The organism is Sphingomonas sp. (genome assembly GCF_024508665.1).
Lineage (GTDB): Bacteria > Pseudomonadota > Alphaproteobacteria > Sphingomonadales > Sphingomonadaceae > Sphingomonas.
This window is the reverse complement of record NZ_JANINP010000006.1, coordinates 270,401-296,322: the sequence shown is the minus strand read 5'-3', so window position 1 is coordinate 296,322 and position 25,922 is coordinate 270,401. Positions and strand designations below refer to the sequence as shown.

General features: G+C 64.9%; 26 protein-coding genes and 1 tRNA gene. 12 read left to right on the top strand and 15 right to left on the bottom strand.

The window, feature by feature from the left end; genetic code table 11:
• Positions 1–99: 99 nt before the first annotated feature.
• The 5 genes from Q0L25_RS10255 (at position 100) to rpsD (ending at position 3,808) form a co-directional block, all read left to right on the top strand.
• Complete coding sequence (locus Q0L25_RS10255; protein WP_296613945.1) at positions 100–1,335, top strand: DUF3419 family protein; 1,236 nt, start codon at positions 100–102, stop codon at positions 1,333–1,335.
• A 23-nt stretch (positions 1,336–1,358) separates the two neighbouring features.
• A complete protein-coding gene (locus Q0L25_RS10250) occupies positions 1,359–1,970 on the top strand; it encodes a class I SAM-dependent methyltransferase (protein WP_296613942.1) in 612 nt (203 codons plus the stop codon).
• Positions 1,963–2,694 carry an RNA methyltransferase gene (locus Q0L25_RS10245; protein WP_296613941.1) on the top strand — a complete coding sequence of 244 codons (732 nt, stop codon included), beginning with the start codon at positions 1,963–1,965 and terminating at the stop codon, positions 2,692–2,694. The genes Q0L25_RS10250 and Q0L25_RS10245 overlap by 8 nt, the downstream gene beginning before the upstream one ends.
• Before the next feature lie 68 nt (positions 2,695–2,762).
• Entirely contained in the window at positions 2,763–3,026 is a 264-nt protein-coding gene (locus Q0L25_RS10240) for a hypothetical protein (RefSeq protein WP_296613939.1), read from the top strand.
• Between the two features lie 167 nt (positions 3,027–3,193).
• A complete protein-coding gene (gene rpsD, locus Q0L25_RS10235; RefSeq protein WP_296613937.1) occupies positions 3,194–3,808 on the top strand; it encodes a 30S ribosomal protein S4 in 615 nt (204 codons plus the stop codon).
• 141 nt (positions 3,809–3,949) lie between these two features.
• Here rpsD and Q0L25_RS10230 read toward each other — a convergent pair whose 3' ends face one another.
• Positions 3,950–5,935 (bottom strand): S9 family peptidase, encoded by a 1,986-nt coding sequence (locus Q0L25_RS10230; protein WP_296613935.1) that lies wholly within the window; start codon positions 5,933–5,935, stop codon positions 3,950–3,952.
• A 223-nt stretch (positions 5,936–6,158) separates the two neighbouring features.
• Here Q0L25_RS10230 and Q0L25_RS10225 point away from each other — a divergent pair, with 223 nt between their 5' ends.
• A complete protein-coding gene (locus Q0L25_RS10225) occupies positions 6,159–7,802 on the top strand; it encodes a M28 family metallopeptidase (RefSeq protein ID WP_296613934.1) in 1,644 nt (547 codons plus the stop codon).
• Positions 7,799–8,776: an agmatine deiminase family protein gene (locus Q0L25_RS10220; RefSeq protein WP_296613932.1), complete on the top strand. Its 978-nt coding sequence runs from the start codon at positions 7,799–7,801 to the stop codon at positions 8,774–8,776. The genes Q0L25_RS10225 and Q0L25_RS10220 overlap by 4 nt, the downstream gene beginning before the upstream one ends.
• A gap of 54 nt (positions 8,777–8,830) precedes the next feature.
• On the opposite strand, the gene Q0L25_RS10215 is transcribed toward Q0L25_RS10220, so the two are convergent.
• Positions 8,831–9,445 carry an LON peptidase substrate-binding domain-containing protein gene (locus Q0L25_RS10215; protein ID WP_296613929.1) on the bottom strand — a complete coding sequence of 205 codons (615 nt, stop codon included), beginning with the start codon at positions 9,443–9,445 and terminating at the stop codon, positions 8,831–8,833.
• A 13-nt stretch (positions 9,446–9,458) separates the two neighbouring features.
• The gene (locus Q0L25_RS10210; protein ID WP_296613928.1) at positions 9,459–10,355 is read right to left on the bottom strand and encodes a tetratricopeptide repeat protein; all 897 of its coding nucleotides are present in this window, start codon (positions 10,353–10,355) and stop codon (positions 9,459–9,461) included.
• 172 nt (positions 10,356–10,527) lie between these two features.
• Between Q0L25_RS10210 and Q0L25_RS10205 the strand changes: the two genes are divergently transcribed.
• Positions 10,528–10,602 (top strand) — tRNA-Gly (locus tag Q0L25_RS10205).
• Positions 10,603–10,988: 386 nt separating this feature from the next.
• Here Q0L25_RS10205 and Q0L25_RS10200 read toward each other — a convergent pair.
• Entirely contained in the window at positions 10,989–11,441 is a 453-nt protein-coding gene (locus Q0L25_RS10200; protein ID WP_296613926.1) for a hypothetical protein, read from the bottom strand.
• A 572-nt stretch (positions 11,442–12,013) separates the two neighbouring features.
• Between Q0L25_RS10200 and Q0L25_RS10195 the strand changes: the two genes are divergently transcribed.
• Together Q0L25_RS10195 and Q0L25_RS10190 are read left to right on the top strand one after the other, a co-directional pair.
• A complete protein-coding gene (locus Q0L25_RS10195) occupies positions 12,014–13,003 on the top strand; it encodes a hypothetical protein (RefSeq protein ID WP_296613925.1) in 990 nt (329 codons plus the stop codon).
• A 455-nt stretch (positions 13,004–13,458) separates the two neighbouring features.
• On the top strand, positions 13,459–14,196 hold the full coding sequence (locus Q0L25_RS10190; RefSeq protein ID WP_296613924.1) for a hypothetical protein: 738 nt from the start codon (positions 13,459–13,461) through the stop codon (positions 14,194–14,196).
• A gap of 83 nt (positions 14,197–14,279) precedes the next feature.
• Here the strand turns inward: Q0L25_RS10190 and virB11 are convergent, their stop codons facing one another.
• Genes virB11 through Q0L25_RS10150 form a run of 8 tightly spaced genes read right to left on the bottom strand, consistent with a single transcriptional unit; the run spans position 14,280 to position 22,103 of the window.
• Positions 14,280–15,209: a P-type DNA transfer ATPase VirB11 gene (virB11, locus tag Q0L25_RS10185; protein ID WP_296613922.1), complete on the bottom strand. Its 930-nt coding sequence runs from the start codon at positions 15,207–15,209 to the stop codon at positions 14,280–14,282.
• A 50-nt stretch (positions 15,210–15,259) separates the two neighbouring features.
• Positions 15,260–16,378 carry a TrbI/VirB10 family protein gene (locus Q0L25_RS10180; RefSeq protein WP_296613920.1) on the bottom strand — a complete coding sequence of 373 codons (1,119 nt, stop codon included), beginning with the start codon at positions 16,376–16,378 and terminating at the stop codon, positions 15,260–15,262.
• A complete protein-coding gene (locus tag Q0L25_RS10175; RefSeq protein ID WP_296613918.1) occupies positions 16,378–17,064 on the bottom strand; it encodes a TrbG/VirB9 family P-type conjugative transfer protein in 687 nt (228 codons plus the stop codon). The genes Q0L25_RS10180 and Q0L25_RS10175 overlap by 1 nt, the downstream gene beginning before the upstream one ends.
• The gene (locus Q0L25_RS10170) at positions 17,061–17,873 is read right to left on the bottom strand and encodes a VirB8/TrbF family protein (protein ID WP_296613917.1); all 813 of its coding nucleotides are present in this window, start codon (positions 17,871–17,873) and stop codon (positions 17,061–17,063) included. Before Q0L25_RS10170 ends, Q0L25_RS10175 begins: the two co-directional genes overlap by 4 nt.
• Positions 17,870–19,144 carry a type IV secretion system protein gene (locus Q0L25_RS10165; RefSeq protein ID WP_296615667.1) on the bottom strand — a complete coding sequence of 425 codons (1,275 nt, stop codon included), beginning with the start codon at positions 19,142–19,144 and terminating at the stop codon, positions 17,870–17,872. Before Q0L25_RS10165 ends, Q0L25_RS10170 begins: the two co-directional genes overlap by 4 nt.
• Complete coding sequence (locus tag Q0L25_RS10160; RefSeq protein WP_296613916.1) at positions 19,144–21,516, bottom strand: VirB4 family type IV secretion/conjugal transfer ATPase; 2,373 nt, start codon at positions 21,514–21,516, stop codon at positions 19,144–19,146. Before Q0L25_RS10160 ends, Q0L25_RS10165 begins: the two co-directional genes overlap by 1 nt.
• Positions 21,495–21,782, bottom strand: a complete 288-nt coding sequence (locus Q0L25_RS10155; RefSeq protein WP_066588138.1) for a type IV secretion system protein VirB3 — start codon at positions 21,780–21,782, stop codon at positions 21,495–21,497. Before Q0L25_RS10155 ends, Q0L25_RS10160 begins: the two co-directional genes overlap by 22 nt.
• Before the next feature lie 3 nt (positions 21,783–21,785).
• Entirely contained in the window at positions 21,786–22,103 is a 318-nt protein-coding gene (locus Q0L25_RS10150; RefSeq protein ID WP_296613914.1) for a TrbC/VirB2 family protein, read from the bottom strand.
• Positions 22,104–22,281: 178 nt separating this feature from the next.
• Between Q0L25_RS10150 and Q0L25_RS10145 the strand changes: the two genes are divergently transcribed.
• Complete coding sequence (locus Q0L25_RS10145) at positions 22,282–22,476, top strand: KTSC domain-containing protein (RefSeq protein ID WP_296613912.1); 195 nt, start codon at positions 22,282–22,284, stop codon at positions 22,474–22,476.
• A 17-nt stretch (positions 22,477–22,493) separates the two neighbouring features.
• Positions 22,494–23,279 carry a DUF72 domain-containing protein gene (locus Q0L25_RS10140; protein WP_296613911.1) on the top strand — a complete coding sequence of 262 codons (786 nt, stop codon included), beginning with the start codon at positions 22,494–22,496 and terminating at the stop codon, positions 23,277–23,279.
• A gap of 150 nt (positions 23,280–23,429) precedes the next feature.
• On the opposite strand, the gene Q0L25_RS10135 is transcribed toward Q0L25_RS10140, so the two are convergent.
• The 3 genes from Q0L25_RS10135 to hemC are packed head-to-tail and all read right to left on the bottom strand — an operon-like array spanning position 23,430 to position 25,862.
• Positions 23,430–24,257: a hypothetical protein gene (locus tag Q0L25_RS10135; protein WP_296613909.1), complete on the bottom strand. Its 828-nt coding sequence runs from the start codon at positions 24,255–24,257 to the stop codon at positions 23,430–23,432.
• 31 nt (positions 24,258–24,288) lie between these two features.
• Entirely contained in the window at positions 24,289–24,963 is a 675-nt protein-coding gene (locus Q0L25_RS10130) for a uroporphyrinogen-III synthase (RefSeq protein ID WP_296613907.1), read from the bottom strand.
• A complete protein-coding gene (gene hemC / locus Q0L25_RS10125; RefSeq protein ID WP_296613906.1) occupies positions 24,960–25,862 on the bottom strand; it encodes a hydroxymethylbilane synthase in 903 nt (300 codons plus the stop codon). The genes Q0L25_RS10130 and hemC overlap by 4 nt, the downstream gene beginning before the upstream one ends.
• Positions 25,863–25,922 lie beyond the last annotated feature (60 nt).

Here is a 25,922-nt window from a genome sequence, read left to right as displayed (position 1 = left end):
CGTCGCGAGTCGTGCGGGCGTCATCGAAACGTCACCGGATTGCCCTAGCGCGAAAAGGTCGGGCGCGGTAAGGCCGCGCACCCTCTGGGACACTTCAGTATGGCCACCTCCCTTGCTCCGCAAAAGAACCGCGCCGTCCAGGATGCGGTCCACCGCCACGATCATCTGACCAAGCAGGGCATCCTCGAGCGCGCCTTCACCTTCGCGTTCCGTGGCCTGGTCTATGCGCAGATCTGGGAAGACCCCGCGGTCGACATGGAAGCCTTGGCGATCCAGCCCGACAATCATGTCGTGACGATCGCCTCGGGCGGGTGCAACGCGCTCAGCTATCTGACCGCCAATCCGCGCCGGATCACCGCGGTCGACCTCAACACCGCGCATATCGCGCTCAACAAATTGAAGCTCGCGGCGGCGCGGCATCTGCCCGATTACGACGCCTTCCATCGCTTTTTCGCCGAAGCGAACACCAAGGCGAATATCGCTGCATACAAGGCCTATATCCGTCCGCATCTCGACGAGCCGACGCGGCATTATTGGGAAAGCCGCGACCTGATCGGCCGCCGTCGCATCGGCGGGTTCGCCAAGGGGCTGTACAAGCGCGGGCTGCTCGGCGGCTTCATCGGAGCGGCACATGTGCTGGCGCGGCTCCATGGAGTCGACCCCAAGGCGATCCTCAAGGCCAACACGATCGAAGAGCAGCGCGAGATTTTCGATCGCGAATATGCGCCCTTTTTCGACAAGGCGTTCGTACGCTGGCTGACCGATCAACCTGCGTCCTTGTTCGGCCTCGGCATTCCGCCCGCGCAATATGATGCCCTGGCCGGCGACGCCAAGATGGCGACCGTGCTGCGCGAGCGGCTCGAAAAGCTAGCCTGCGACTTCGACCTCAAGGACAATTATTTCGCCTGGCAGGCCTTCGGCCGCGGTTATGGCGAAGGACCGGAAGCGCCGCTGCCGCCCTATCTCCAGGCAGACAATTACGCTGACGTCGTCGACCGGCTCGACCGGATGGAGATTCTCCATTCGAACTATGCCGAATTCCTCAAGCGCCAGGCGGATGCCTCACTCGATCGCTACATCCTGCTCGACGCGCAGGACTGGATGACCGACGAGCAATTGACCGATCTCTGGACCGAGATCACGCGCACCGCGCGGCCGGGGGCGCGGGTCCTGTTCCGCACCGCGGGCGAGCCGACCATCCTGCCGGGTCGCGTGCCAGACGCGGTGCTTGACCGCTGGACCTATCGTGCCGAGGAATCGCTCGATTACACCCGGCGCGACCGATCCTCGATCTATGGCGGCGTACATCTCTACGTGCTGGAGGACGCCGCCTGAGCGAGCAGCCGCATGCCGCGCATATGGATGCGATCTATCGCAGCCAGCGCCACTTTTACGACCTGACCCGCAAATATTACCTGCTGGGACGCGACGCGCTGATCGAAGGGCTCGCGCCCCCGCCGGGCGGCAGCGTGCTGGAGGCAGGATGCGGGACCGGGCGCAATCTGATCGTCGCCGCGCGGCGCTGGCCCGACGCGCATTATTACGGCGTCGATATCTCCGAGGCGATGCTCGAGACCGCGCGCGCCAATGTCGCCAAGGCGGGACTGAGCGACCGCATCACCTTCGCGCAGGGAGACGCGACCGCCTTCGATGCGCAAGCGATGTTCGATCGCACTGATTTCGACCGCGTGTTCCAATCCTATACCTTGTCGATGATTCCCGACTGGACCGGAGCGATCCGCGAGGCAGCCGGCAAACTCGCGTCCGGCGGGCGGCTCGACATCGTAGATTTCGGGCAGCAGGAACGCCTGCCACGCTGGTTCCGCGCGATGCTGTTCGCCTGGCTGGCGAAGTTCGACGTCACGCCGCGCGCCGATCTGTTCGACGTGGTGGACAAGATCGGACTGAACGCGCAACACCGCGCGCTCTATCGTGGCTATGCCTGGAGCGCGCGCCTTACTCGTGACTGAACTTACCGACCTTCAGCCCATCATCGTCCTCGTCCGTCCGCAGCTTGGAGAGAATATCGGCAAGGCGGCGCGCGCCATGCTCAATTTCGGGCTGACCGAGATGCGGCTGGTGGCCCCGCGCGACGGCTGGCCCAATGCCCAGGCGGGGCCAGCAGCATCGGGTGCCGACGTGGTGCTCGAACGTGCGCGGGTGTTCGACAGCGTCGCCGAGGCCGTCGCCGATTGCCCGCACGTCTATGCGACCACCGTGCGCAAGCGTGGCGTCACCAAGCCGGTGATGACTCCCGAGGCCGCAGCGCGCGAGATACATGGCCAGCCCGGCCGCTCGGCGATCCTGTTCGGGCCTGAACGTTCGGGGCTCGAGACCGACGACGTCGCCGTGGCGCGGACAATCGTCACCGTGCCGATCAATCCCGAGTTCGGCAGCCTCAACCTCGCCCAGGCGGTCATCCTGGTCGCCTATGAATGGTCGAAGGGCGTGGCGCTTGCGCAGCCGACCGACACCGATCTGCCGCTTCCCGCGCCGCAGGAAGAACTCGACGGCATGATCGGTCAACTCGACGCGATGCTGGAGAGCGCCGGCTTCTATTTTCCGCCCGACCGCGTGCCGACAACAAAGCGGACATTGCGCACCTTGCTGACCAAGCCCGGTTGGTCGAGCCAGGAAGTGCGGACATTGCGCGGCGTCTTGTCCGCACTTTCCAATCCGCGTCAGCGCGGCTGACGTTTTAGCCTTCCGTTACTGTCAAGGAAACGATAAGCAGCCAGCAATCCAAAATTGTGGAGTTACTGATGCGTTTCAACACGATGGCGTTCGTTGCCGCTATCTCTCTCGCCGCTCCCGCGTTCGCCCAGACCGCGGCCACCGATCCGGCAGCGCCGAAACCAGTCAAGGAAAAGAAGGTGTGCCGTCGCGAAACGACGACCGGCTCCATCATCGGCGCCCGATCCACCTGCCATACCAGAAGCGAATGGGCAGCAATCGATGCCGCGAACGCGCGGAGCACCGACGACATGCTGTCGCATCCCAACAACCGTGCCGCGAGCCCCCGCTAAGGCTTGACATGATCAGGCGCCTCTGCGAGAGGCGCCGCCTTCGCGAGCGGCCCCGCATTTCCGGTGAAGCGGTGGCCCTGCCGATCTCCATGATCTCAGCAGAGCGATGACCGGAATTAACGTCGCCTTGGGGCGGCGTCGTTGTTGGCTATTGCAAAGGAATATTTATGTCGAAGCGCACGAGCGCCAAGCACAAGCTCGACCGCCGGATGGGCGAGAACATCTGGGGCCGTCCCAAGTCCCCGGTGAACAAGCGCGAATACGGCCCAGGCCAGCACGGCCAGCGCCGCAAGGGCAAGATGTCGGACTTCGGCATCCAGCTGCGTGCCAAGCAGAAGCTCAAGGGCTATTACGGCGACGTCACCGAGAAGCAGTTCCGGCATTGCTATCAGGAGGCCGCCCGGATGAAGGGCGATACCTCGCAGAACCTGATCGGCTTGCTCGAACAGCGCCTCGACATGATCGTCTACCGCGCCAAGTTCGCCCCGACGATCTTCGCCGCCCGCCAGCTTGTCAGCCATGGCCACATCCGCGTGAACGGCGTGAAGTGCAACATCGCGTCGCGCCGCTGCTTCGTCGGTGACGAGATCACGCTGGGCAACAAGGCCAAGGAAATGGCGCTGGTGATGGAAGCCCAGCAACTCGCCGAGCGCGACATTCCCGATTACGTCTCGCCCGACGGCAATGCCAAGGTGACCTTCACCCGCGTGCCGACGCTCGACGAGGTGCCGTATCCGGTGAAGATGGAACCGAATCTGGTCGTCGAATTCTATTCGCGCTGATCGACTGGCGAATTTCGAAATTGGAAAGGGCGGTCCCGCGGGGCCGCCCTTTTCGTTTGGACATCGGTCCGGATCGCGGCCGCTTGTCCTCGGCCGCCTTCTCGCTTGGCATCGATGCGGCCGCTTCGCGGGTTGCGGCGATTACATCCCCATTGAGGAACGCAGGAATGCGTCAGCCTTGCTCAGCAACGTCGCGCGTGCCGTATCGTCATCGAGCTGATGATCCAGACCCTTGAACTCGACAAGCTCGACCTTGCGATCCGCGTCCTTGAGGCGATCGGCCATCAGGCGCGACTCGCCGATCCGGACGTTGGTATCGATATCGCCATGGAACAGAAGGACCGGCGCTTTGATCTTGGCCGGGTTGCGTGCCGGCGACCCTTCGGCAACCCATGGCCCGTGGCCGATGAGCGCGTCGACTTGCGGAAAGTTGGTGAAGTTGCGCGCTTCGTTCCGCAACGTGTCGAGATCGGTGACCGGCGCGATCGCCACGATCGCCTTAAACAGATCGGGGTCGAGGACCGACGACTGTAACGCCGCATAGCCGCCATAGGACCAGCCGACGATGGCGAGCTTCTTAGGATCGGCGACGCCCGATTTCACCAGCCAGCGGCCGGCGTCGTTGACGTCGCCGATCGAGGTTCGCCACGATTGGAAGCCGTTCTTCTCGTACCAGGCGTCGCCATAGCCGGTCGATCCACGGAAATTGGGCTGGATAACGGCATAGCCGCGTGCCGCGAAATATTGCGAGAGCCAGTCGAAGCCCCATTCGTCGCGCGCCCCCGGGCCGCCATGTGGCATCACGATCGCCGGCAGATTCTTGCCGTCGCTTCCCGCCGGTAGCGTCAGATAGGCGGGAATATTGGTGCCGTCGGCAGCCTGATAGGTGATCGGCTTGACGGTCGCGAGCTTGACCCCGTCGAGACCCGGCCGTGACGCCAGAACTTCCGCCATCGATCGCGTCTTCTTGTCGAACAGATAATACCGTCCGGGATCGACGTCGCTATAGGCGAACAGCAGCAATTTGCCCTCATCCGCGCTGGCGTCGATGAAGGTGATAATTTTGCCCGGCAGCGCCTTGCCCAGCGCCGCTCGCAACGTCTTCAGCGCCGGATCGAAGAACTCCGCCTCGCGGCGATCCGTGACGAAGGTCGCGCCGACGACGCGGTTCTGCCGGCCCACCTCGATCAGGTCGTCGATATCGACGTCCGCCCGCGACAGGACGAGCTTCTTGGTCAGGCTGCCGTCGAGGGCGATACTGTAGAGAGCGGTATGGCCGGTCTGGTTCTCAAAACCATAAACGACATTGAGCGCCGGATCGACGGCATAAGGCACGAAGCCCGCCGTTTGCCCGGCGACGACCGTTACCGTGGTCAGCGGCTTCCATGCACGGCTATCGGCGGTCCGGTAGGAATAGACTATCTTGCCCGAATCGTAGCCTGTGCCGGTTTTGGGCTGGAGCCCCATGACGCGGACATTTCCCCGGCCATCACTGATATAATCGACGGCACTTTCTCGCGCCGGCTCGATCTGTTTGCGCGACAGCGAACGGGTATCGATCAGTTCGACACCCAATCCCGACTGGCTTTCGGCAATATGCGTCCCGGTAGAGACTTCTGGAACGAACAGACGGGTCATCAGCGCTGATCCATCGCCTCCAGCGCCCCAATCGATCAACGAGCCGCCATTCTGCATGAGCCCCAGGGCCCGATCGCTGGTCCGCGCGCTCAGCATCTTGAGGTTCTTGCCGTCGGCGTCGATTGCAACGATCCGCGAAAAACCAAGCCGTTCGCCATCAACATCGCTAGTGATGGATATGCGGCAGATCAGCCGCGTGTCCGTAGACCAATGGCAATCACCGAGTTTGTCCGGATTTCCGCTGGATGTAAGGATTGCCTTCAGCTCGCCGCCATTGACCATATCCCCGATCATCAGTGCCGAGCCATGGCCCTTGGTGGGCTGGATGATCGCCGCCTTCGTGCCGTCCGGTGACAGACTGATCTGTCGTACGGCTTCGCGCGTCCCGAAAGTCTCGGCAAGATTGTTGCCGGACTTGGCGGGGTTATCCTGTGCCGCGACGGCGAGCGGCGCCAGGCCGACGACCATTGCAAAACACAATTTCCGCATAAGTCCCCCTCGCCCCGTTCCCCGTTGTAGCGATCGATAACCGCGACGCGCCACGAAGCAAGGGAGGGACGCTGTACATGAGGGCCTTTCGCATCATATCGGATCAAATACTTTCAACTGACCTAGTGGATATTGTGCTGGGCCGTGGCGGTCGGCTGGACGTCCGGCTTGCGCCGCTCGCTAGGCGCTGCCAGACAGCGGCCACCCAAGCGAAAGGTCGTCCATGCGCCGCCTCGTTCTCTCCCTAGCCGCGCTGGTCGCGGCGCCGGCACTTGCCCAGTCGAGCACGCACGCCATCTCGGTCGAAACGCTAAAGGACGTCACGAAAACGCTGTCCTCCGACGCGTTTGAAGGACGCGCGCCGACCACACCGGCCGAGGATAAGACGGTCGCCTATATCGTCGAGAGGATGAAGGCAGCCAGGCTCAAGCCGGGCAATAACGGCAGTTGGTACCAAGACGTGCCGATGGTCCAGATGACCGCCGAGAATATCACCCCGATGACCTTCACCGGCGGCAAGACGCCGGTCAGCCTGGCTTATCGCGACGATATGGTTGTCTCGACCTATCGCGTGACGCCCAGGATCGACATCCGCAATTCGGACGTCGTCTTCGTCGGCTATGGCATCAACGCTCCCGAAAAGGGCTGGAACGATTATGCCGGCGTCGATGTGAAGGGCAAGACGGTCGTCGTCCTGGTCAACGATCCGGATTGGCAGGCGCCCGACAACAAGGGCCTCTTCGAAGGCAAGGCGATGACCTATTACGGCCGCTGGACCTACAAGTACGAAGAGGCCGCGCGCGAAGGCGCAGCCGCGGTGATCATCGTCCACGATACCGACCCCGCCGCTTATGGCTGGGGCGTGGTACGGTCGAGCTGGTCGGGCGCGCAGCTCGAGCTCGACGAAAAGGGCGACCACATGGACCAGAGCCAGGCGATCGGCTGGATGCAGCTCGCCAAGGCCAAGCAAGTCTTCGCGAGCGCAGGCAAGGACTTCGACCAACTCCAGGCGGCGGCCAAAGTGAAGGGATTCAGGGCCGTCCCGCTCGGGGTGAAATTCTCGGTCGGGTTCACCAACAATATCAAACGCCAGGCGTCGAAGAACGTCATCGGCATCCTGCCCGGAACCGAAAGATCCGACGAGACGGTGATCTATTCGGCGCATTGGGATCATCTCGGCCATTGCACCCCGGTCAAGGGCGACGATATCTGCAATGGCGCGCTCGACAATGCCTCGGGCTCGGCCGGACTGATCGCGCTGGCCGAGGCACAGGCCAAAGCGGGACCGGCCAAGCGGACGATGGTGTTCCTGTCGGTCACTGCCGAGGAATCGGGGCTGCTCGGGTCCAAATATTATGCCGAACACCCGGTCTTTCCGCTCGCGAAGACGGTCGGCGGGGTCAATATGGACGGACTGAACGTGATCGGCCCGGCCAAGGATTTCGTCGTCACCGGCTATGGCAAGTCCGAGCTGGAGGATCTGATGAAGCCGCTGGTCGAGGCGCAGGGCCGGACGATGAAACCCGAACCCAATCCCGAGCGCGGCGGCTATTTCCGTTCGGACCATTTCAGCTTCGCCAAACTCGGTGTGCCGATGTTCGACGGCGGGTCGGGCGAAGATCTGGTCGATGGCGGCGTGGCCAAGGGGCATGCCGCGACTCTCGACTATATCGAGAACCGCTATCACAAGCCGCAGGACGAATATGACCCCAATTGGAACTGGACGGGCGCGGTGCAGGATCTGACGCTCTATTACCAATTCGGGCGCCAGCTCGCCGACGGCTCGGCCTGGCCCAATTGGTATAGGACCGCCGAGTTCCGCGCGATCCGCGATCGCTCCCGCGCCGGGGCAGGCGCCGGCCAATGACCAGGCTCGCCCCTCCCAAGCCCGAGTGGGCGCCGCACAAGGCTGTGTGGATCGGTTTCCCGAGCCATCCGGAATTGTGGGAACTCGACCTCGAGCCCGCACGCGACGAGGTGACCGCATTCGCGCGCGCCGTCCATGCCGACGGCAAAGGCGAACAAGTGCTGCTGGTTGCCGCCGATGAAGAAGCCGCCGGCGCGGCTCGCAGGCGCGCCGGCGATATCGCCAGGATCGTGATCGAACCGTTCGGCGACATCTGGTTGCGCGACACCGGGCCGATCATCCGCGGCGACGGCGTGGCGGCCGATTTCCAGTTCAACGGCTGGGGCGGCAAATACGACTTGCCCGGCGACGACGATATCGGTGTGCGTCTGGCCGAAGCGCGCGGCAAGACGGTCGAGACCTTCAACTGGGTGCTCGAGGGCGGCGCGATCGACGGCGATGGCGAGGGGTTGGTGGTCACCACCGAACAATGCCTGCTCAATCGCAACCGCAATGGATCGATGTCGCGCGCCGAAATCGAGGAACTGCTCCATCGCGACCTTGGCTATAATGAAGTGCTATGGCTCGGTGACGGACTGCTCAACGACCATACCGACGGGCACGTCGACAACCTCGCGCGCTTCGTCGGCGTCCGCCGGCTGGCGATTCCCGAAGCGAGCGAGAACGACCCCAATTGGCAAGTCTATCAACGCGCCACCGCACGCGCGCTCCAGCATGGCGGTATCGAGGTGGTGCCGATCCCTTCCCCTGGCCGCGTATTACGCGACGACGAGATCATTCCGGCGAGCTACATGAATTTCTATATCGGCGATGCCAGCGTGGTGGTGCCGCTCTACGGCACGGAGAATGACCAGGCCGCCGTCGAAGCGATCGGCGCGCTGTTTCCGGGGCGCAACACCGTCGGTCTGCGCGCCGACCATATCCTGACCGGCGGCGGCAGCTTTCATTGCATCTCGCAGCAGATACCGGCGTAGGGGCGCCGGGGCGGCTCCCCCCGGCACGAAACCGACGGGGTTGGGCTCGGCGTTTTATTGCAGAGTAACCCGATCCTCGCCGTCGTGGCGGCCGAAGAACTGCATCAATTGCACGATCAACTCGGCACGCGTGGCCAGATCGGCAGCCTCGAGCAGCGCCTGCTTCGCCGCCGCGTCGAACGGCGCGATCTGGGCGATGCCGTTGACCAGCGCCTCATCGTCGAGCCGCGCGACCGAATCCCAATCTACCGCATAGCCCTGGGCATCGGCGAAGCGGCGCGATTCGGTTTCGAGGGCAGCGCGATGACCGAGCGACAGCGTTTCCGGCTCGTCGGGAATCGGCAGCAACTCAGCCTCTACCTGGCGGAACGGGGTGGCGACTTCCAACTCCCGCGTCACGCGAAACAATGCGGTTCCTTCGAGCACGATATTGTAGCGGCCGTCGTCGAGCGCCTCGACCTCGGCGATGCGGCCGACACAGCCCAAGTCGAACAGCGGCGGATGGTCGCCTTCGCCGCGCGGCTGGATCATCCCGATGCGGCGGTCGCGCGCCATCGCGTCCGACACCATCATTCGATAGCGCGGCTCGAAGATGTGCAGCGGCAAATGCATCCGCGGAAACAGCAACGCCCCCGCCAGCGGGAAGATCGAGAGCCGCGTCGTCGTCACGTGAACAGGCCAATCATGTAAACAAAATCGCCGACAGCCGGCGGCGCTGCGCCGACACCCAGGGATCCTCCAGCCCGACCACTTCGAGCAGCTTGAGGAATTGCGTGCGCGCCGCGCCGTCATTCCAGCCACGGTCCTTGGCGACGATCGCCAGGAACGAATCGGCGGCGGCATCGCGCTGCCCAGCCGCCATCTGCGCATTGGCCAGGTCGAACCGCGCCTGGAGATTGTCGGGATCGGCCTCCGCCGCGGCGATCAATGGCGCGAGATCCTCGGCGGGCGGGGCGGAACGCGCGAGGTCCAGCGCGGCGCGCGCGCGGTCGATCTCCGGGCCCTTGGCGGCATCTTCGGGCAGGGCGGCGAGCACTGCCTCGGCGTCCTGCAACCGGCCGAGCGACACCAGCGCGCGAACGCGCCCCGACGCCACATCGGGATGATCGGGCGCGATGTCCGCAATCTGCTCGAAATAGGACAAGGCGCGCGCCGCGTCGCCGTCATGCAATATCTGTTCGGCGGCGGCGACCAAAGGCTCGATCTCCGCGTCCTGTTGCGCCTCGGCACTCTCGACCGGCAATTGGCGAAGAATCTGGTCGAGCATCGCCTTCAATTGCGATTCGGTCCGCGCGCTGGTCAGGTCGGCGACCAATTGGCCCTGGAACATCGCATAGACGGTCGGAATCGACTTGATCTGGAATTGCGCGGCAATGAACTGATTCTTGTCGGTATCGACCTTGGCCAGCACCACGCCCTTGTCGGCGTAATCGGCGGCGACCTTTTCCAACACCGGGGTCAGCGCCTTGCACGGCCCGCACCATTCGGCCCAGAAGTCGATGATCACCAGCTTGCTCATCGACGGCTCGACCACGTCGCGACGGAACGCCTCGACGGCTTCCTTCTGGTCCGGGGTCATTCCAAGCGTAGCCAAGTCTCTTCTCCGTCAGCGGCAAAGGCCCTTATGTGGGCGTCGCGGCGCTGAAGCCAAGGCTTTTTGGCTGATGCGCGACAGGGGCTTGCGGACCCGCGGGAGCGCTGCTAATGGCCCCGCTCCTTACCCGCCCGTGGCTTCACGGGCAGGCGCCAGAGCGGGCGTAGCTCAGGGGTAGAGCACAACCTTGCCAAGGTTGGGGTCGAGGGTTCGAATCCCTTCGCCCGCTCCAGTTCCTTGCCGCGAAATAGCGGCGCTATTTCGTGACAGAGCAAGGACATCGACCGGCGCCGCATGCGGCGACAGGCGGGCGCGACTTTGCCGTGCAGGAACCCTCGAGTCTTTTGTCGGCGCTCCGCCCTACCGGGCTACGCGCGCGCGGTTCGAATCCCTTCGCTCGCTCCAGTTCTTGCCGCGAAATAGCGGCGCTATTTCGTGACATAGCAAGGACGTCGACCGGCGCCGCATGCGGCGACAGACGGGCGCGGCTTTGCCGTGCCTAACCACCGAGTTTCCGGCTGGCACTTCGAATCCCGCTTCTGCACAAGCCGCAGCGACATGAAAAAAGCCGCCGAAAAGCATTCGACGGCTCTTTTCCCTCGCGACGTACGATTAACGTTAGGCCGATACGAATTCGACCTTGCCGTTGCCGCGCACATGACGGCCGAACGCGTCGCGCATCGCCTTGATATCGGCGACATGCGCGTCGCGACCCGCGAGCGCGGCGATGCCGCGATAGGTTGCAGGCATGTCGGGCACGATCGCCAGTTTACCAGCCCGGGCATGGTCGTGGGCCAGCGCGCGCGCGGCCGCATCGAAGCCCTGTTCGCCATGCAGCACTACTACCACGTCGAGCTCGGAGGCATGGCTGGGCGCGACGAAATAGCCGTCGATAACGCGGCCGCCCCGCAGGGCATAGCGCCCCTTGAATGCCTTGAGATTGCCGTCGATTTGCGCGGCAGCATGCGCAACGGGCGCCAGCGTCGGCGCGGCGATGCCCGCCGCGGCGGCAATGGCCATCCTGCTCATCACGCCACGGCGGCTAACCGTGCTTTTGTGGGAAGCGGTCATGTTGAAACCCCCTAATCTCAGATTTACCACCAGCCTAAGCTGCTGTCGCCGCTAATACAACCGATATGAACGTTTCGCGAGATGTCGTTTCCGAGCAATAATTCGACGCCCAAGCGCAGTAAGTGTCCCGGCCACGGACACATACACAGCCCCGACGGCGGGCAGACCAACTCTCTCAAGCCTGGAGTGAGAAAAAAACGAATCACGCCAACTTGTTGGCAGTTAAGAGGAAAGTCTGGCAGAATGTCGGCATTCTGTCATGGATGAGAAGACTTGAGCGTATCTTGCGGGGCTCAATGTCGAGGGTAACAACGAAGTCGGGGGCCAGCCGATGAGGCCGCTTGATGGATCGGGACTACACAATCAAGCAGAACTATAATAAGCCTTTAATCCTAATTCCGGGGCAGGGCCCGCGACGAAAGCAGGAAAAGTGCTTCCAGTCTAATCGCATGGCTCATTTTTTATCGCATGGATGGGCGAGTGGCCCAGTGACATTACGGTCGATTCGAACGACGCGGAAGAGACATGGGCTCGCGCCATTGACGGCAAGTTGAGGAGGGGGGACGATTATCATGGGTTTGAAGCGTTCGACACTTTTCGCCGCGATCATCGCGGCGTGCGCCACGCTGTGGAGCGCGCCGGCTGCGGCTCAGGCCACGCGCACATGGATTTCAGGCGTCGGCGACGACGCGAATCCGTGCAGCCGCACAGCGCCATGCAAGACCTTCGCCGGCGCGATCTCCAAGACGGCGGCGGGCGGTGAGATCAATTGTCTCGATCCCGGCGGCTTCGGTGCGGTGACGATCACCAAGTCGATCTCGCTGATCTGCGACAAGACGGAGGCGGGCGTCGTCGTCGCCGGCAGCAGCGCCATCGTCATCAATTCGGCGAGCGCTTATGTCGTGATCGACGGCCTCGACCTGGAGGGGCTGGGCAATGCGCCCACGACCGCAGGCATTAACGGTGTCTACGTTATCAACGCGGCCGCCGTGCACGTCCGGAACACCAAGATCCGTGGATTCCGCAACGGTTACGGCATCAATTTCGCACCGCAGAGCGGCAACAGCCAGTTGTTCGTCGACAACGTAACGATCAGTGAAAGCGGCGGCACCGCCAGCCCGACGAGCACTGGCGGAATTACAGTCAATCCGGCGGCTGGGATCACCGCCAGTGCGACGATCACCAACAGCAACGTCGTCGACAATATGAATATCGGCATCCGTGCCGACACCACCGGCATCGTCGGATCGGTAATCAACCTGTCGATCGATCGCGTGACGGTCTCGAACAACGGGGCGGGCATCTTGGCCAAAGCGCCCAACGGCACTGGGACGGTCAAACTCATGCTCACCGATTCGCAGATTACGCTCAATGCGGGTCAGGGATTGATCGCCAACGGCACTGCAGCGTCGGCGAACGCGTTTGTCGGCAATACCACAATCACCAATAACGGCACCGGTATCCTCGTGCTCAGCGCTGCGAAAGTGCTGAGCTACGGCAACAACCGCCTCGACGGGAACACGACCGACGGCGCGTTCACCGGAACAATCCCGCTGCATTGATCACCAAAGCGTCAAGTGATTGAACAATGAGGGGTTCCGATCCGCGCCGGTCGGAGCCCCTTTTACTTGTCCGTTGCAGCGTCGCCTGGAGACTGATTGGGATCAACTTTGATCGCGCACCCCATCAGGACAGAAACGGGGGCTATCACTCCGTCCGAAACTACAATAGAATATTTACCCTATATGACGGGCCATGTGTCCGCCACGGAGGATGGGGGTAGATAATGTCACACATTACCAGACGGTTGATGATGTTGATCGGGGCGCTGTTCGCGACATCCCTGCTTTATGCTTCGCCAGCCGCGGCACAGGCGACCCGTACTTGGATTTCGGGCGTCGGCGATGACGTTAATCCCTGCAGCCGCACCGCTCCGTGCAAGACCTTCGCCGGCGCCATTTCGAAGACCGCTGCCGGAGGCGAGATCGATTGCCTCGATCCGGGCGGCTTCGGCACGGTGACGATCACCAAATCGATCACGCTCGATTGCCGCGAGACGGAAGGCAGCATTCTGGCGTCGGCCACGAGCGGCATTAATGTCAATGGCGCCAACATCGTGGTGGTCGTGCGCGGCCTGAGCATCAACGGCGCGGGCACAACCCCAGGGACATACGGAATTCACATTTTTCAGGCACAGAGCGTGACCGTCGAAGATTCGTACATCTTCGGATTCGGCTCAGGGGCTGGGCGCGGGATCAGCGTCGACAGCACATCGTCGAACGTCCAACTGTTCGTCAACAATACGACGATCAACAACAATACGGGCGGTGGCATCGTCCTCCAACCGTCATCCGGCTTCTCGGCGGGCGCCGACCTCAACAATGTCCGTCTGCTCGGCAACGGGATCACTGGCCTCGCCCTCTCGACGGCAAGTGGCGCAACTGCGCTTTCGGCCACAATGACCAATAGCGAGATCGCGGGTGGCGGCGTCACGGGCGCGAGCGGCGTCGTGGCCAAGGCACCTACCGGGACCGCCACGATCGTGATCAAGTCCTCGTCCATTTCCGGCAACCCAGTTTATGGCATCAATTCGAATGGTGCCGGTGCGGCGGTTCGGGTCGGCGACACCGCGATCACCAACAACGGCACGGCGCTCAATGCGGTAAACAGCGGCAAGCTCGAAAGCTTCGGTGACAACGACGTCACCGGCAACAGCAATCTCGGCGCATTCACGGGGACGGTCCCACATAGCTGATCGCTACTGCTATCGGACGGAAAAGGAGGCCTCGCCGTAATTGGCGGGGCCTCTCCATGCCTGCCGGCGCTCATCGGCGGGGATCACCGCGCCAGCACGACCTCGGCGACATGCCTCCGTCCGCCGGTCCGCGCCAATTGGACGAAGATGTCGACCGTGCTGCGAACATAATGGTGCACGTCCTCGCGCCCCAGCCGGGTGCCGGTCTGCAGCACCAGCAAGGCGATCTGCTCGACCGCACGCTCCGCGCTGTCGGCATGGACGGTGGTCATCGATCCGGGATGGCCGGTATTGACCGCGCGCAGGAAGGTGTACGCCTCCGGTCCGCGCAACTCGCCGACGATGATCCGGTCGGGGCGCATGCGCAGCGATGCGGCAAGCAAATTGTCGGCGGTGACTTGCGCCTCCCCCAGCGCGCTGCGCGCCGCGAGCAGCCCCACCGCATTGGCATGGCCGAGATGAAGTTCGGGCGTATCCTCGATCAGGATCAGCCGTTCGTGCGGCGGAATCTCCCGGATCAGCGCGTTGAGAAACGTCGTCTTGCCGGTCGAGGTGCCGCCCGACACCAGGATGTTCTTGCGCGCCTTGACCGCGGTGGCGAGCATCCCGGCCACATCGCCGGCGTCCAATAGCCGCGACAATTCCACGTCGATCGGGGCGCGCTCGCCAACCTCGCCGCGCCTGGTATCGGCGAACGATCCCGCGGCGACATAATCCGACAGGCTGAGATCGGGAGAGACGTGCTTGCGGATCGCCAGCGCCAGATCGCCGCGTGTCGCCGGCGGCGCCACGACCTGGACGCGCGCACCGTCGGGCAAGGTCGCCGATAATAACGGATGCTCGCGGCTGATCCCCTGATGCGACAGCGCCGCGATCTGGCGCGACAGCCGATCGAGCGTCGCGCGGTCGAGCGCCGGAGCGTCATGCCGCTCCGTCGCGCCGCCCAATGTCTCAACCCAGATCTCGCCCGGACGATTGACGTAGATGTCGGTGACGTCGTCGCGCGCCAGCACCCCGCCCAGGGGAGCGAGATAGCTTTTGAGATAGACGGGATCGCTGGCGGCTATCGCTTCGTCTCCACGGCGGTGAAATCCAGATCCTTGGCCACGAACACGCTGACCGACACGCCTTGCCTAACGCGCAAGGTGCGCTGGAATTGCTGGCTGTCGCTCAACGACGATCCGGTCGAACTCCCCGCCGAATTGGGCAAGGCAAGCAGCACGCTGGAATTGTTGCCGGCGATTCGCGAGGTCGCGACACCGACGCCGAGGTTGAGCGTCGATTGCAGCAGCGCGCTGCCGAACCGCTCGAGGAAATGGCTGTTGACCTTGCCCTTGATGCCGACCCGGCCGAGCGGATCGGCCGAGGGCGAGGCAAGATCGATCGTCGCGCCATCGGGGCGCACCAGCCGCTGCCAGATCACCAAAGCGCGATTCTGCCCGGGTTGCAGGTCCGCCTTATAATCGCCGATCAGCCGGCTGCCGCGCGGGATCAGTACCTTGCTGCCGTCGAAGCCCCGGACGTCGCGCGTCACCAGCGCGCGCGCCGGACCGGGTCGCGTCGAATCGAGCGCGGTTTCCAGCACCGCCGGGATCAGCGTCCCTTGCGGGACCGTCGTCGCGCGGTTGCGGAGCACCGACGCACGCGACCGCCCGCCAAGCGTGGCGCCGCCGCCGCCGGGATTGGCCGTCGCAACAGCGCCCGCGCCGCCTTCTCCGGTCGGCCCGGCCGGAACCACTGCCTCGCCCGTCGTGGTGTCGAGCACGAGCACCGGATCGGCCGAGGCGCGAGGTGGCGGCGCTGGCGGCGCGACCGGCTGCGGAGGCGGCGGCGCGGGGACATAGACGACGCGCGGTTGTGGCGGTGGGGCCGGAGGCGGCGGCGGGGGTGGCGGCGGCGGCGGGATAACCGTCGGTGCCGGCTCGGGCACCGGCGGGACGTAGAGCGGCGGCGGCTCGGCACCGCTGCGTAAATCGGCGGTTCTGACGCGCGTGGCCGGTGCCGACAATTGCCGGCGGCGTGCGTCGAGAATCAGGAACAGGATCAGACCGGCGACGACGATCCCCGCCGCGATCACCCAATTGGGCAGTCCGCCGCCGGGCCGCGCGACGACCGGCCGCGCGCTCGGCTCGACATCGGCCGGCGGCGGCAGCGTGCGCGGATCGCTTCCCGCGACTGCCATCAGCGCGCCACCTGGGGCACGCGCGTCGCGCTCGCCATCTTCTTGTCGAGCCGGAACACGAGCTTGTTGTTGATGCTGTCGAGCACATAGCGGCCGTCGCGCATCGCACCGTCGGCCAGTGTCTCCTTGCCGTCGCGGTCGATCACGAAGACTGCGGGCAGAGTCTGGCTGTCGCGCCACATGATGAAGGTCTTGGACCCATCGTCGGAGATCGCTTCGGGCCGCACGTCGGCGGATCCGCTCAATTTGTATCGACCCGATTCGACCGGCGCGGGCCCGCTATTGGCGGGCGCGGGCGGCGGCGGATAACGGAAGCGGACGATGAACGGCGCGCTGCCGACGCTGCCCGGCGACAATTCGAAGACATAGGAGCGCGCGTCGGTCACCACCGTCATGTTGGTGGTGATCCCCTGCAACGGCTTGAGGAACAGCCGGTCGCCGCGCTTGTTGGGCGTGACCTGCCACGCGCCGCTGTCCCCAACCGCCACATTCTCGATCCGCTCGTCTGGGGCGAATTCGACGGTCAATTCATACCCGCTCGGCACTTGGAGCGAGACGACCTGGTCCGCGTCGTACATCACGGTCTGGATGCGCGGATCGCCATCGCCCGGTTGCGGCCGGACCTGCGCCTGCGCCGGTGCGGCGGCAACCGCTGCGGCCAGGATCAGAGCTGAAACGATCCTCAAAGCGTAACCTCTGCGCCATTGGGCGAGCGCGACGGCGAAGGACTCGGACTCGTTGGCGCGCCGGGGGCGAGCACTTGCGGCTGGCTGGATCCTACGGATGGCGCTGCGGGGGTCAGCGGCACAGGCTGGGGCGCGAGGTTTTCCTGGCTGCGGTTATAGCCGAACACCTGGAAGCCGAGCGGATTGATGAAACGGTCCTCTGCACGCATCGGCCCGGTCGAGAAACGGTATTTGATCACCGCGACCCAGGATTCGGGCGGCTGCGTCTGCCCGCCGGGATCGCGGCGCACGGTATCGAACCGCACCAGCGCCTGATTGCCGCCCATCGACGTGATGCTCTTGACCCGGGTGTCGACGACCGAGCGCGGATAGCGGCTGAGCGGGCTGGCCGGGTTGGCCGCCTGCATGCCGTTGACATAATCGGCCTTGGCGACGTCGGCCGACCAGATCTGCACCTTGCGGTAATTGGCCTGCACCGTGCCCGCATCGTAGCTCTCGCGCGCGATGACATATTGGACCAGAAACGATTGGGTCAGCGCGGTATCGGGCGCGATCTTCTCGGCGTCGAGCGGCTTCAATTCCTGGACATAGCCGGTCTGCTTGTCGACCAGCAACGTATAGGGGACGACGGTCTTGAGCGGCATCAAGACGATGATCGCGATCGCCTCGAACAGGGCCACCGCCACCGCCACGCTCGCGACGATCCACGCGGTGCGGCGCGATGCGCGCAGCATGTCCTGGCGATCGTCGGCCCAGCTGTCCGCCTCGCGATAATAAGCGTCGAGCGATTCGCGCGCGGCCTGTTTCATCTGTTGCTATCCCGCCGTGTTGCCCCGGCCGACACGCGCCCCCGCGTCCGCCTTCTGAAACTCTGGCCGAGCGGCACGGCTGCCGCAACGGCGATCTCACGCGTGGTGTTGGTGGGCGTAATCCCCGGCCGCCCAAGCGACGTAGCGGGTGGCTGGCTGGCATGACTCTCGCGTCGCTGCGTCGCGGTCACCGCATCAGCGATCGCCAGCGCGCGCGATCGCTGGTCGGTGATAACGCCCTCATTGCCGCGCGCACCGGCCAGTACCGGCGCGCGGTCGGCAAAGCGGGTGGCAACCCGCTCGCCAGCCTGTTTCCAGCTCGTCGGTATGCGAAATCCCTGCGCCACGCGCGCGACCGCCACCAGTACCGCGAGCAACGTCACCGCGAAGATCACCGACAAAGCGAGCAGTTCGACCGGGACCGCGGGTGTCGCGATCTCCTGATGCCGCAAGTCCATCACTGCGGCGAGCCAGGGTTCGAGCAAGGCGAGTTCGACTCCCAACACGATCGCGGTGCCCAATGCCCCCAATGCGGCGCCGGCCAGGCCGCGCACCCAGCCCTCGAACAGACCCCGCGTCCCTTCGAACAACAGGAAGATCGCGAAGAGCGGCCCCAAGGCGAGTAGCAGCCCGGCGATCAGCCGGACGCTGGCGAAGGCGGCGATCGTTCCCGCCAGGAACAATGTCCGCGCGCTGCCCAGCAGCGACAGATCGCGCGCCGGATCCCAGCGCGCATGGCTGGCGAGCCCCTGCAGCCGGCGGCGCTCCTGTGCCTGTTGCTCGGGAGTCATCGGCTGTGTGGTCGGTCCCGTCACCAGATCGGTATTGGGGGGCCGTCCGGTGCCGATGACGTTCAGCTCCGCGATCTCGTCGTCTATAGCCTGCAACCGCGCGACCAGTCCGCCGCCGGCGCCGGGCAGCCCCGACGCGCCGCCGATGGCGCCGGCGAGCTCCGCCGGACCCTTGAGCGCGACATCATAGGCAAGCGTGCGAAATGCCGGCCAGCTTGTCGCCAACAACAGCACCACGCCGAGCTTGATCACGGTGAGGATGGCGGCACGCGCATCGGGCGTGTCGCCCAGGATCAGGCGATAGCCGAACAAAGCGATGAACACCGTCAGCACGCCGCCCAGGATCAGCGACGATGCCGATCCGCCCGCCGCCATAGCCTGGTATCCGGCGGCGCCCAAGGTCTGCGCCTGGCAGTCGATATGGCCGAGCACGCTCGACAGGAATTGCGAATCGTTGATCGCCGGGCACGCTACCTGCATCACGCGCGCTCCAGCAGAGGCGGGATCCAGTCGGCCGGATCGTCGCCCTTTTCGGCGCGGATCTCGTCGAGCAGACGCACGGTGCGTTCGCGCCCCGACAGGATCGTCAGGATGTCGTGTTCGCCGGTCAGGTTGAGCCGGACGACGACGCTTTCGGTGCCGTGCTTGATCAGGAAGCAATGCGCATCGTCGGGCAAGGTCCGGACGATCTCATATTCGTGCGGCGTCAGCCCGAAGCCGTCGATATAATCGGATGCGCGCGCCTTGGGATTGGTCATGAAGATCTGCGTCGCGGCCTGCTCGATGATCGCCGAGGCGATACGGCTTTCGAGCGCATCCTGCGCGCTCTGCGTCGCGAAGCCTACGATCCCGTTCCGCTTGCGGATCGTCTTTTCCCAATCCTTGATACGGCGGACGAACACTTCGTCGTCGAGCGCTTTCCATCCTTCGTCGACGACGATGATCGCAGCCGATCCGTCGAGCCGTTCCTCCACGCGGTGGAACAGGTACATCATCGCGGGCGTCCGCACCGCGGGATCGTCGAGGATCTGGGTCATGTCGAACCCGACCGAGTCGGCCGACAGATCGGTCAGGTCGCGCTCATTGTCGAACAGCCAGGCGCGCTCGCCATCACCCCACCAGGGCCTGAGACGCGAATAGAGATCGGCGGCAGTCGGCCGCGATCCGCCGCGGAACAATTCCGCGAGGTGGCGCAGCCGGCGATGCTCGATCGGCTGATCGAAATTGGCGTCGATCGCGTCCTTGATCCGTGCGGTCTCGTCGATATCGGCGCCGCCCGCGAGTTGCGCGACCCAGTCGATCAGGAACTGACGGTTGGCCGGGCTATCGTCGAGCTGCAGCGGGTTGAGCCCCGCGGCCATGTCGGGGCGCAGCACGTCATAGCGGCCGCCGATAGCGCGAATGAACAGCTCGGCACCGCGGTCCTTGTCGAAAAAGATGATCCGCGGATGGAATTTGCGCGCCTGGGCGAGCAGGAAATTGACGACCACCGTCTTGCCCGAGCCGGACGGACCGATCACGGTGAAATTGCCCAGGTCGCCCTGGTGGAAATTGAAATAATAGGGCCCCGCGGCGGTCGTCTCGAGCAGGCTGACCGCCTGGCCCCAATGATTGGCTTCGGGCTTGCCGAGCGCAAAATTGTGGCTCGAGGCGAAGCCCGCGAAATTGCCGGTCGAGATCAGCCCCCGTCGTGCGATATATTTGAAGTTGCCCGGGAACTGCGCCCAAAAGGCTGGCTCGAGCGCGATCTCCTCGCGCACCGCGATGATGCCGAGATCGGACAGCGACGCCTGCACCTCGGCAACCCCGGCATTGACCTCCTCGATCGTGTCGCCGTGCACCGCGACCGTCATGTGATGCTCGCCGAACCCGGCACGGCCGGCGGCGACATCGTCCTTGGCGTTGGACAGTTCGGCGCGCAGGCTGACCGCCTCGTCCTCGGCCGAGCGCATGCGCCTGAGCGCCAGGTTCATCTTGCCCAGCGCCGCCTGGCGGTCGACGAAGCCAAACGATTGCGAGACGGTGATCTCGAACGGCAGCCGCAACAGTTCGTCGAGCATGCCCGGCGCGGTCTGCGCGGGATAATCCTTGATCGACACCATGCCGACGAAGCTGCGACCGGTATTGCCCGCCGGACCGAGCTCGACCGTCTCTTCGCCGAAACTGATCCGGCGATAGGGCAGATAGGCACCGGCATCCTGCATCGGCATCAGCACCGGCCGCATTTCGGCATTGTACAACGCCGAGAGGAATTCGAGCGGCTCCGAACAGAAACCTGTCTTGGTCTCATAGACCGACAGCAAACGCGGATCGTAACTGCCGAGCTGCGCCAGCAACGCATCGCGTGCGGTATCGAGCTGGTGCACCTCGTGCTTGCGGGTGATGTCCGGATCGACGCCGGTGCTGCCAAACCAGCCGCGAATGCGGTCGGCGACCCCCACGCGACCCTGCATCGGCCGCCGGACCAGGGTCAGGAAGATATCGTTGACGTAGAGCCGCCGCGCCGACAACCGCGCGCGCCACGCCGCGTCGAGCCGGGTCGAGAAATCGTCGGGGAATTTATCCGACATCTCGGCATCGGCCTCACGCCGGATGACGTGATGGTAGATCGCGAATCGCGACGATCCGATCGCCTGCAGCATCGCGTCGCGCAGCGACTTGCGATAATTGATCTCGTCGGTGTCGGCGGTCTCGAACAACAGCCCGCGCAGCTGGATCACCTGCATCAACAGGCCATCGCGCGTCTCGATCGTGTGATCGTCGACATGGCGCGCATAGGGCAAATGCACCCCGGCCGCTTTCTCGCGCGCGACCGTTCGCCGGTCGTTGGTCAGGGGCGGTAGGAGTTGCATCGCCAGATCGAATAATTGCGCACGCGCGGACAGCGGCTGACCTTGGCCAGCCACAGGTCGAAAAAGCGCGGCTCGCGCACGCACAGGATCATGCCGACGACGTGGATCAGGGCGGCGGCTGCCAGAACCCAGATCGAGTGAAAGATCAGGAACAATTCGGTCGCGACCACGCCGTTGACGACGAAATAGCTATAGGTCACGCCCGCAAACATCTGCGGCCGCGTCAACGCGACGAACAAGGGATCGCGATCGAGCCCCCCGGCCATGACTCAATTGCCCAGAGTGGCGGTGGACTGGATTCCCGCGACGATCGAGGCGGCACCGAACAGGATGAAGCAGCCGATGATGACGGTCGCGCCATAGCGCCAATTGATCCGCCCGGTCAGCATCATGAACCCGACCGCGGCGACCGCGATGATCGCGACGACGGTGGCGACCGTGCCGAGCAACGTGCCCTGCAGCCAGCGCACCGCGGACACCAACACGCCCGATCCGGCGGGATCGTTCAGCGAATCCTGCGCGTGCGCGACACTGGCACTGATCATGCCGCCCAGCGCGGCCAGCAATGGAGCGATCCGGGACTTCATCAAACGCAACACGCCTTACCCCTCACCTGGCGGGTTGGCGGCGCGCGCAGCCGCGGATGCGCGGCGACAGGCGCCCCCCGCACCCGAGTCGCGGGTGTGCACCAGCGCGCAGTGCGTTTCAAGCCGCGCGCCCTTCCAGTCATGAAACGCGCTGCGTCCCCAATGCGTTTTAAAACCCATGCCCTCCAGCGTGATACGCTCGTTCGATTATGATGAAGCCGCGCACCGGCTCGATATCCGCTTCGTCAGCGGACGAGTTTACTCATATCTCGACGTGCCCGAGCGCGTCGTCGAAGCGATGCGCCGCGCGACCTCCAAGGGCGGATTCTTCAACCGCCGCATCCGCGACCGCTATCGCTTCGTGCGGCGTTGAGGGATATCCTCGCCCTCATGTCGAAGATACGAATCGGAATCGGCGGCTGGACCTACGAGCCGTGGCGCGGAACCTTCTTTCCGGAAAAATGGCCGCAAAAACGCGAGCTTGAATATGCCTCGCGCCAGCTCACGGCGATCGAGATCAACGGCACCTATTATTCGGGGTTCAAGCCGGCGACCTTCGCCGGCTGGGCGGAAGTCGTGCCAGACGACTTCGTCTTCACGGTCAAGGCCTCGCGCTTCTGCACCAACCGCAAGGTGCTAGCCGAAGGCGGCGAATCGATCGCTCGGTTCGTCGCTCAGGGCATCGTCGAGCTCGGCCCCAAGCTCGGCCCGATCCTGTGGCAGTTCATGGCAACCAAGAAATTCGACCCGGACGATTTCGGCGCGTTCCTGAAGCTACTGCCGGCGAGCCATGACGGTGTCGCGCTGCGCCATGCGGTGCAGGTCCGGCACGACAGTTTCCACGTCCCCGAATTCGTCGATCTATGCCGGACGGCCGGGGTCGCGATCGTCTATGCCGAATCGGCCGACTATCCCGCGATCGCCGACGTGACCGGCGATTTCGTCTATGCGCGGCTCGAAAACGCAGTGGAGGAAGAGCCGCAGGGCTATTCCTCCGAAGCGCTCGATCACTGGGCGGTCGTGGCGAAGGACTGGGCGGCGGGCGGATCGCCCGCCGGATTGCCTTATGTCGCCGACCCCGCGCCGAAGACGCCGCGCGACACCTTCATCTTCATGATCAACGGCGCCAAGGTCCGGGCGCCGGCGGCGGCGCAGGCGCTGATTTCGCGCCTTTGATTTTTCGCTCCATACTGCCCGTCATCCCCGCGTAAGCGGGGACCCAACTCCCGAGCGAGCAGCGCAACACGACATTTGTGAAGGTTGACAGGGTCGGTGATGGGTCCCCGCGTTCGCGGGGATGACGATATGAAGCCTCGCCTCGGGGCGCTACCGTCCGGCCGGCGCCGGCGCCGCGGCATTGCCCTGCAGCGCCGCGGCTTCGAGCGTGTCGAGCGCCTGGCGAGTCGCGATGTAGCGCTGCGCGCCGTCGAGCCAGGCCTTGGATTGGGCGGCGCCGGGAAGCCGCTTCACTTCCTCGACCGCGGCCTCGACCTGTCCCTGGGCCAGGAAGCGGCGAATCCGTGCCAGCCGTTCTCCCGGTACCGGCGAAGGCGCGTTGCGCGGGTGGATCACGACCAGGCTGCCGAGCATGCGGACGAACGACCCGCCCCAGCCGTCGCCCGCGGGGCCCAAAGCGAGCTGCGATCCGATCTGATCGAGGCTGAGCCGAAGATCCTCGACCGTGATCGGGTTGCGTCCGGCATCGATGATCGCGGCAACCTCATTTGGTCGCGTCGCGCCGAACCGGTCGCGCAATTGCTGTTCGATATAGCCCAGCGGCGACCCGCGATCGATTGCGCGGCGCGCTGCAAACGCGATCATCATGCCCTCGGCGCGAGTCGCGTTGCCATAGGAATTGGCGGCTTCCCCGGTCACCGCGGCAGTGCGCTGTTCGAGCGCGGAAAGCTCCGCGGCGAGCATTTGCTGGCGCGCGGAGATCGAGGCTGGATCGGTCGCCACCGGCGGGGCAACGATGACCTTGGTCGCGGGCGCCGCGGCCTGCGGTTCGGGCGCGGGTTGCGCGGGGACCATCCGCCAGACGACCAGTCCGGCGATCAGCAAGCCGATGATGAAGGTGGCGAGCGCGATCCCAATCGTCGCGGTCAGGGTCAGCTGCCGAACGGGCTCCGGCGGACTTTGCGCGATATCGCTCATGACGTCCTTATCCTGCGCAGGGCAGGAACGGTCAATCGGCCAGGGCGCGGGCGAGCGCGATCAACGCGGTGTCGTCAGGGGAAGCCGCCGCTGCGATTCGCTCCCAACCGTCGCCGGCGGCGTCGGCGGCCGCGGCGCTGATCGCCGCCAGCCGCATTGTCCGGCGGTCGATACCGGCGCGGTCGACCAGATCGGCGACGCGGCGCGCCGCGCGCGGCGAATGGACCAGCACCACCGAGCCCGCCAATTGGTCGAGCGCTTGGCCGCCTACATCAACCGGATCGCTGGCATAGACCGCGATTGCCTCGGCGATGATCGGGTCGCTGCCCAGGGCGCGATCGCGGCCGCCGAGCAGCAAGGCTCGCCCCACACCGTCTGCCGCAGCGGCCGCGACCATGGCCGCGCCATCGCGATCGCCGGCGGCGACCACCTGCAACCCCGCCTCGCGCGCCGCCGAGGCAGTCGCGTCGCCGACCGCATGAACGGGCAGGCTCCGCAGGCCGGTAAGCCCTGGTCCGGCATGCCTCGCCGCGTTCGCACTGGTGAGGAACAGCGCATCGAACCGCGAGACCTCGGGGGGCGTCCAGTCGATCGCGTGGATTTCGAACAGCGGCAGGCGGATAGCGGTCAGCCCCAGTGCCTCGATCGCGGCGGAGGTCGCGGCGTTGCCCGGCTCCGGGCGCAGCACCGCGATGGCACGACTCATCCGGCAAACCCCGCGCGTATCGCCGGCGTCGCGCGCTCGAACAGCGCGCTCGCCAGGTCGCGCGCCAATGCCTCGCCATCCGGTCCCGACGCATCCCCCGCGACATGCTCGGAGCCATCCTCGGACAGCAATTCGGCGCGCAAGGTCACGATATCGTCGGCGATCGTCGCCAGCGCCGCGATCGGCGAGTGGCAAGTCGCATCGAGCGCCGCGAGGAACGCCCGCTCCGCGCGGACCGCCCGGCTGGTCGCGCGATGGTCGATCGCCGAGAGCAGCGCCGCCGTCATGGCGTCATCGGCACGGCATTCTATCCCGACCGCGCCTTGCGCGGGCGCGGGCAGCATCTCCTCGACCGCCAGCGCGACGCCGACATCGTCGCGCCCCAATCGGGCGAGCCCCGCCGCCGCGAGCAAGGTCGCATCGGCTTCGCCCGCCGCCAGCTTGGCCAGCCGGGTGTCGACATTGCCACGGAACAGCACCACCGACAGGTCGGGCCGCGCGCGGAGGATCTGCGCGCGCCGGCGCGGGCTGCTGCTGCCGACCACGCCATTTTCGCGGATCGCCGCGATGCTGTCGGCACCGACCAGCCGGTCGCGGACGTCGGCGCGCTCCAGCATCGCGGCGATGACGATGCTGTCGGACCGGATCGTCTCGACATCCTTCATCGAATGGACCGCGAGGTCGATCTCGCCCTCGAGCAAGGCGCGGTCGAGCTCCTTGGTCCACAAGGCCTTGCCGCCGATCTCGGCCAGCGCGCGATCCTGGACGCGGTCGCCGGTGGTGCGGATCACGTGGATCTCGCAGGCGATATCGTGCGCCGCCACCAGCGCGTCCTTGACCATATTGGCCTGGACCAATGCGAGCGGCGAACCCCGCGTGCCGAGTTTGAGGACAGTCATCGCGTCCCTCTAGAGCATCGCGCGGAAAAGTGGGTACCGGTTTTCCGCGCAAGCGATGCG

Bases quoted from the DNA above. Each gene is read 5' to 3' on its own strand.
- Q0L25_RS10255 (WP_296613945.1), top strand. From the start codon at position 100: ATGGCCACCTCCCTTGCTCCGCAAAAGAACCGCGCCGTCCAGGATGCG.
- Q0L25_RS10250 (WP_296613942.1), top strand. From the start codon at position 1,359: ATGGATGCGATCTATCGCAGCCAGCGCCACTTTTACGACCTGACCCGC.
- Q0L25_RS10240 (WP_296613939.1), top strand. From the start codon at position 2,763: ATGCGTTTCAACACGATGGCGTTCGTTGCCGCTATCTCTCTCGCCGCT.
- rpsD (WP_296613937.1), top strand. From the start codon at position 3,194: ATGTCGAAGCGCACGAGCGCCAAGCACAAGCTCGACCGCCGGATGGGC.
- Q0L25_RS10230 (WP_296613935.1), bottom strand. From the start codon at position 5,935: ATGCGGAAATTGTGTTTTGCAATGGTCGTCGGCCTGGCGCCGCTCGCC.
- Q0L25_RS10225 (WP_296613934.1), top strand. From the start codon at position 6,159: ATGCGCCGCCTCGTTCTCTCCCTAGCCGCGCTGGTCGCGGCGCCGGCA.
- Q0L25_RS10220 (WP_296613932.1), top strand. From the start codon at position 7,799: ATGACCAGGCTCGCCCCTCCCAAGCCCGAGTGGGCGCCGCACAAGGCT.
- Q0L25_RS10210 (WP_296613928.1), bottom strand. From the start codon at position 10,355: ATGACCCCGGACCAGAAGGAAGCCGTCGAGGCGTTCCGTCGCGACGTG.
- Q0L25_RS10200 (WP_296613926.1), bottom strand. From the start codon at position 11,441: ATGACCGCTTCCCACAAAAGCACGGTTAGCCGCCGTGGCGTGATGAGC.
- Q0L25_RS10195 (WP_296613925.1), top strand. From the start codon at position 12,014: ATGGGTTTGAAGCGTTCGACACTTTTCGCCGCGATCATCGCGGCGTGC.
- Q0L25_RS10180 (WP_296613920.1), bottom strand. From the start codon at position 16,378: ATGGCAGTCGCGGGAAGCGATCCGCGCACGCTGCCGCCGCCGGCCGAT.
- Q0L25_RS10170 (WP_296613917.1), bottom strand. From the start codon at position 17,873: ATGAAACAGGCCGCGCGCGAATCGCTCGACGCTTATTATCGCGAGGCG.
- Q0L25_RS10165 (WP_296615667.1), bottom strand. From the start codon at position 19,144: ATGCAGGTAGCGTGCCCGGCGATCAACGATTCGCAATTCCTGTCGAGC.
- Q0L25_RS10160 (WP_296613916.1), bottom strand. From the start codon at position 21,516: ATGCAACTCCTACCGCCCCTGACCAACGACCGGCGAACGGTCGCGCGC.
- Q0L25_RS10155 (WP_066588138.1), bottom strand. From the start codon at position 21,782: ATGGCCGGGGGGCTCGATCGCGATCCCTTGTTCGTCGCGTTGACGCGG.
- Q0L25_RS10150 (WP_296613914.1), bottom strand. From the start codon at position 22,103: ATGAAGTCCCGGATCGCTCCATTGCTGGCCGCGCTGGGCGGCATGATC.
- Q0L25_RS10145 (WP_296613912.1), top strand. From the start codon at position 22,282: ATGCCCTCCAGCGTGATACGCTCGTTCGATTATGATGAAGCCGCGCAC.
- Q0L25_RS10140 (WP_296613911.1), top strand. From the start codon at position 22,494: ATGTCGAAGATACGAATCGGAATCGGCGGCTGGACCTACGAGCCGTGG.
- Q0L25_RS10135 (WP_296613909.1), bottom strand. From the start codon at position 24,257: ATGAGCGATATCGCGCAAAGTCCGCCGGAGCCCGTTCGGCAGCTGACC.
- Q0L25_RS10130 (WP_296613907.1), bottom strand. From the start codon at position 24,963: ATGAGTCGTGCCATCGCGGTGCTGCGCCCGGAGCCGGGCAACGCCGCG.
- hemC (WP_296613906.1), bottom strand. From the start codon at position 25,862: ATGACTGTCCTCAAACTCGGCACGCGGGGTTCGCCGCTCGCATTGGTC.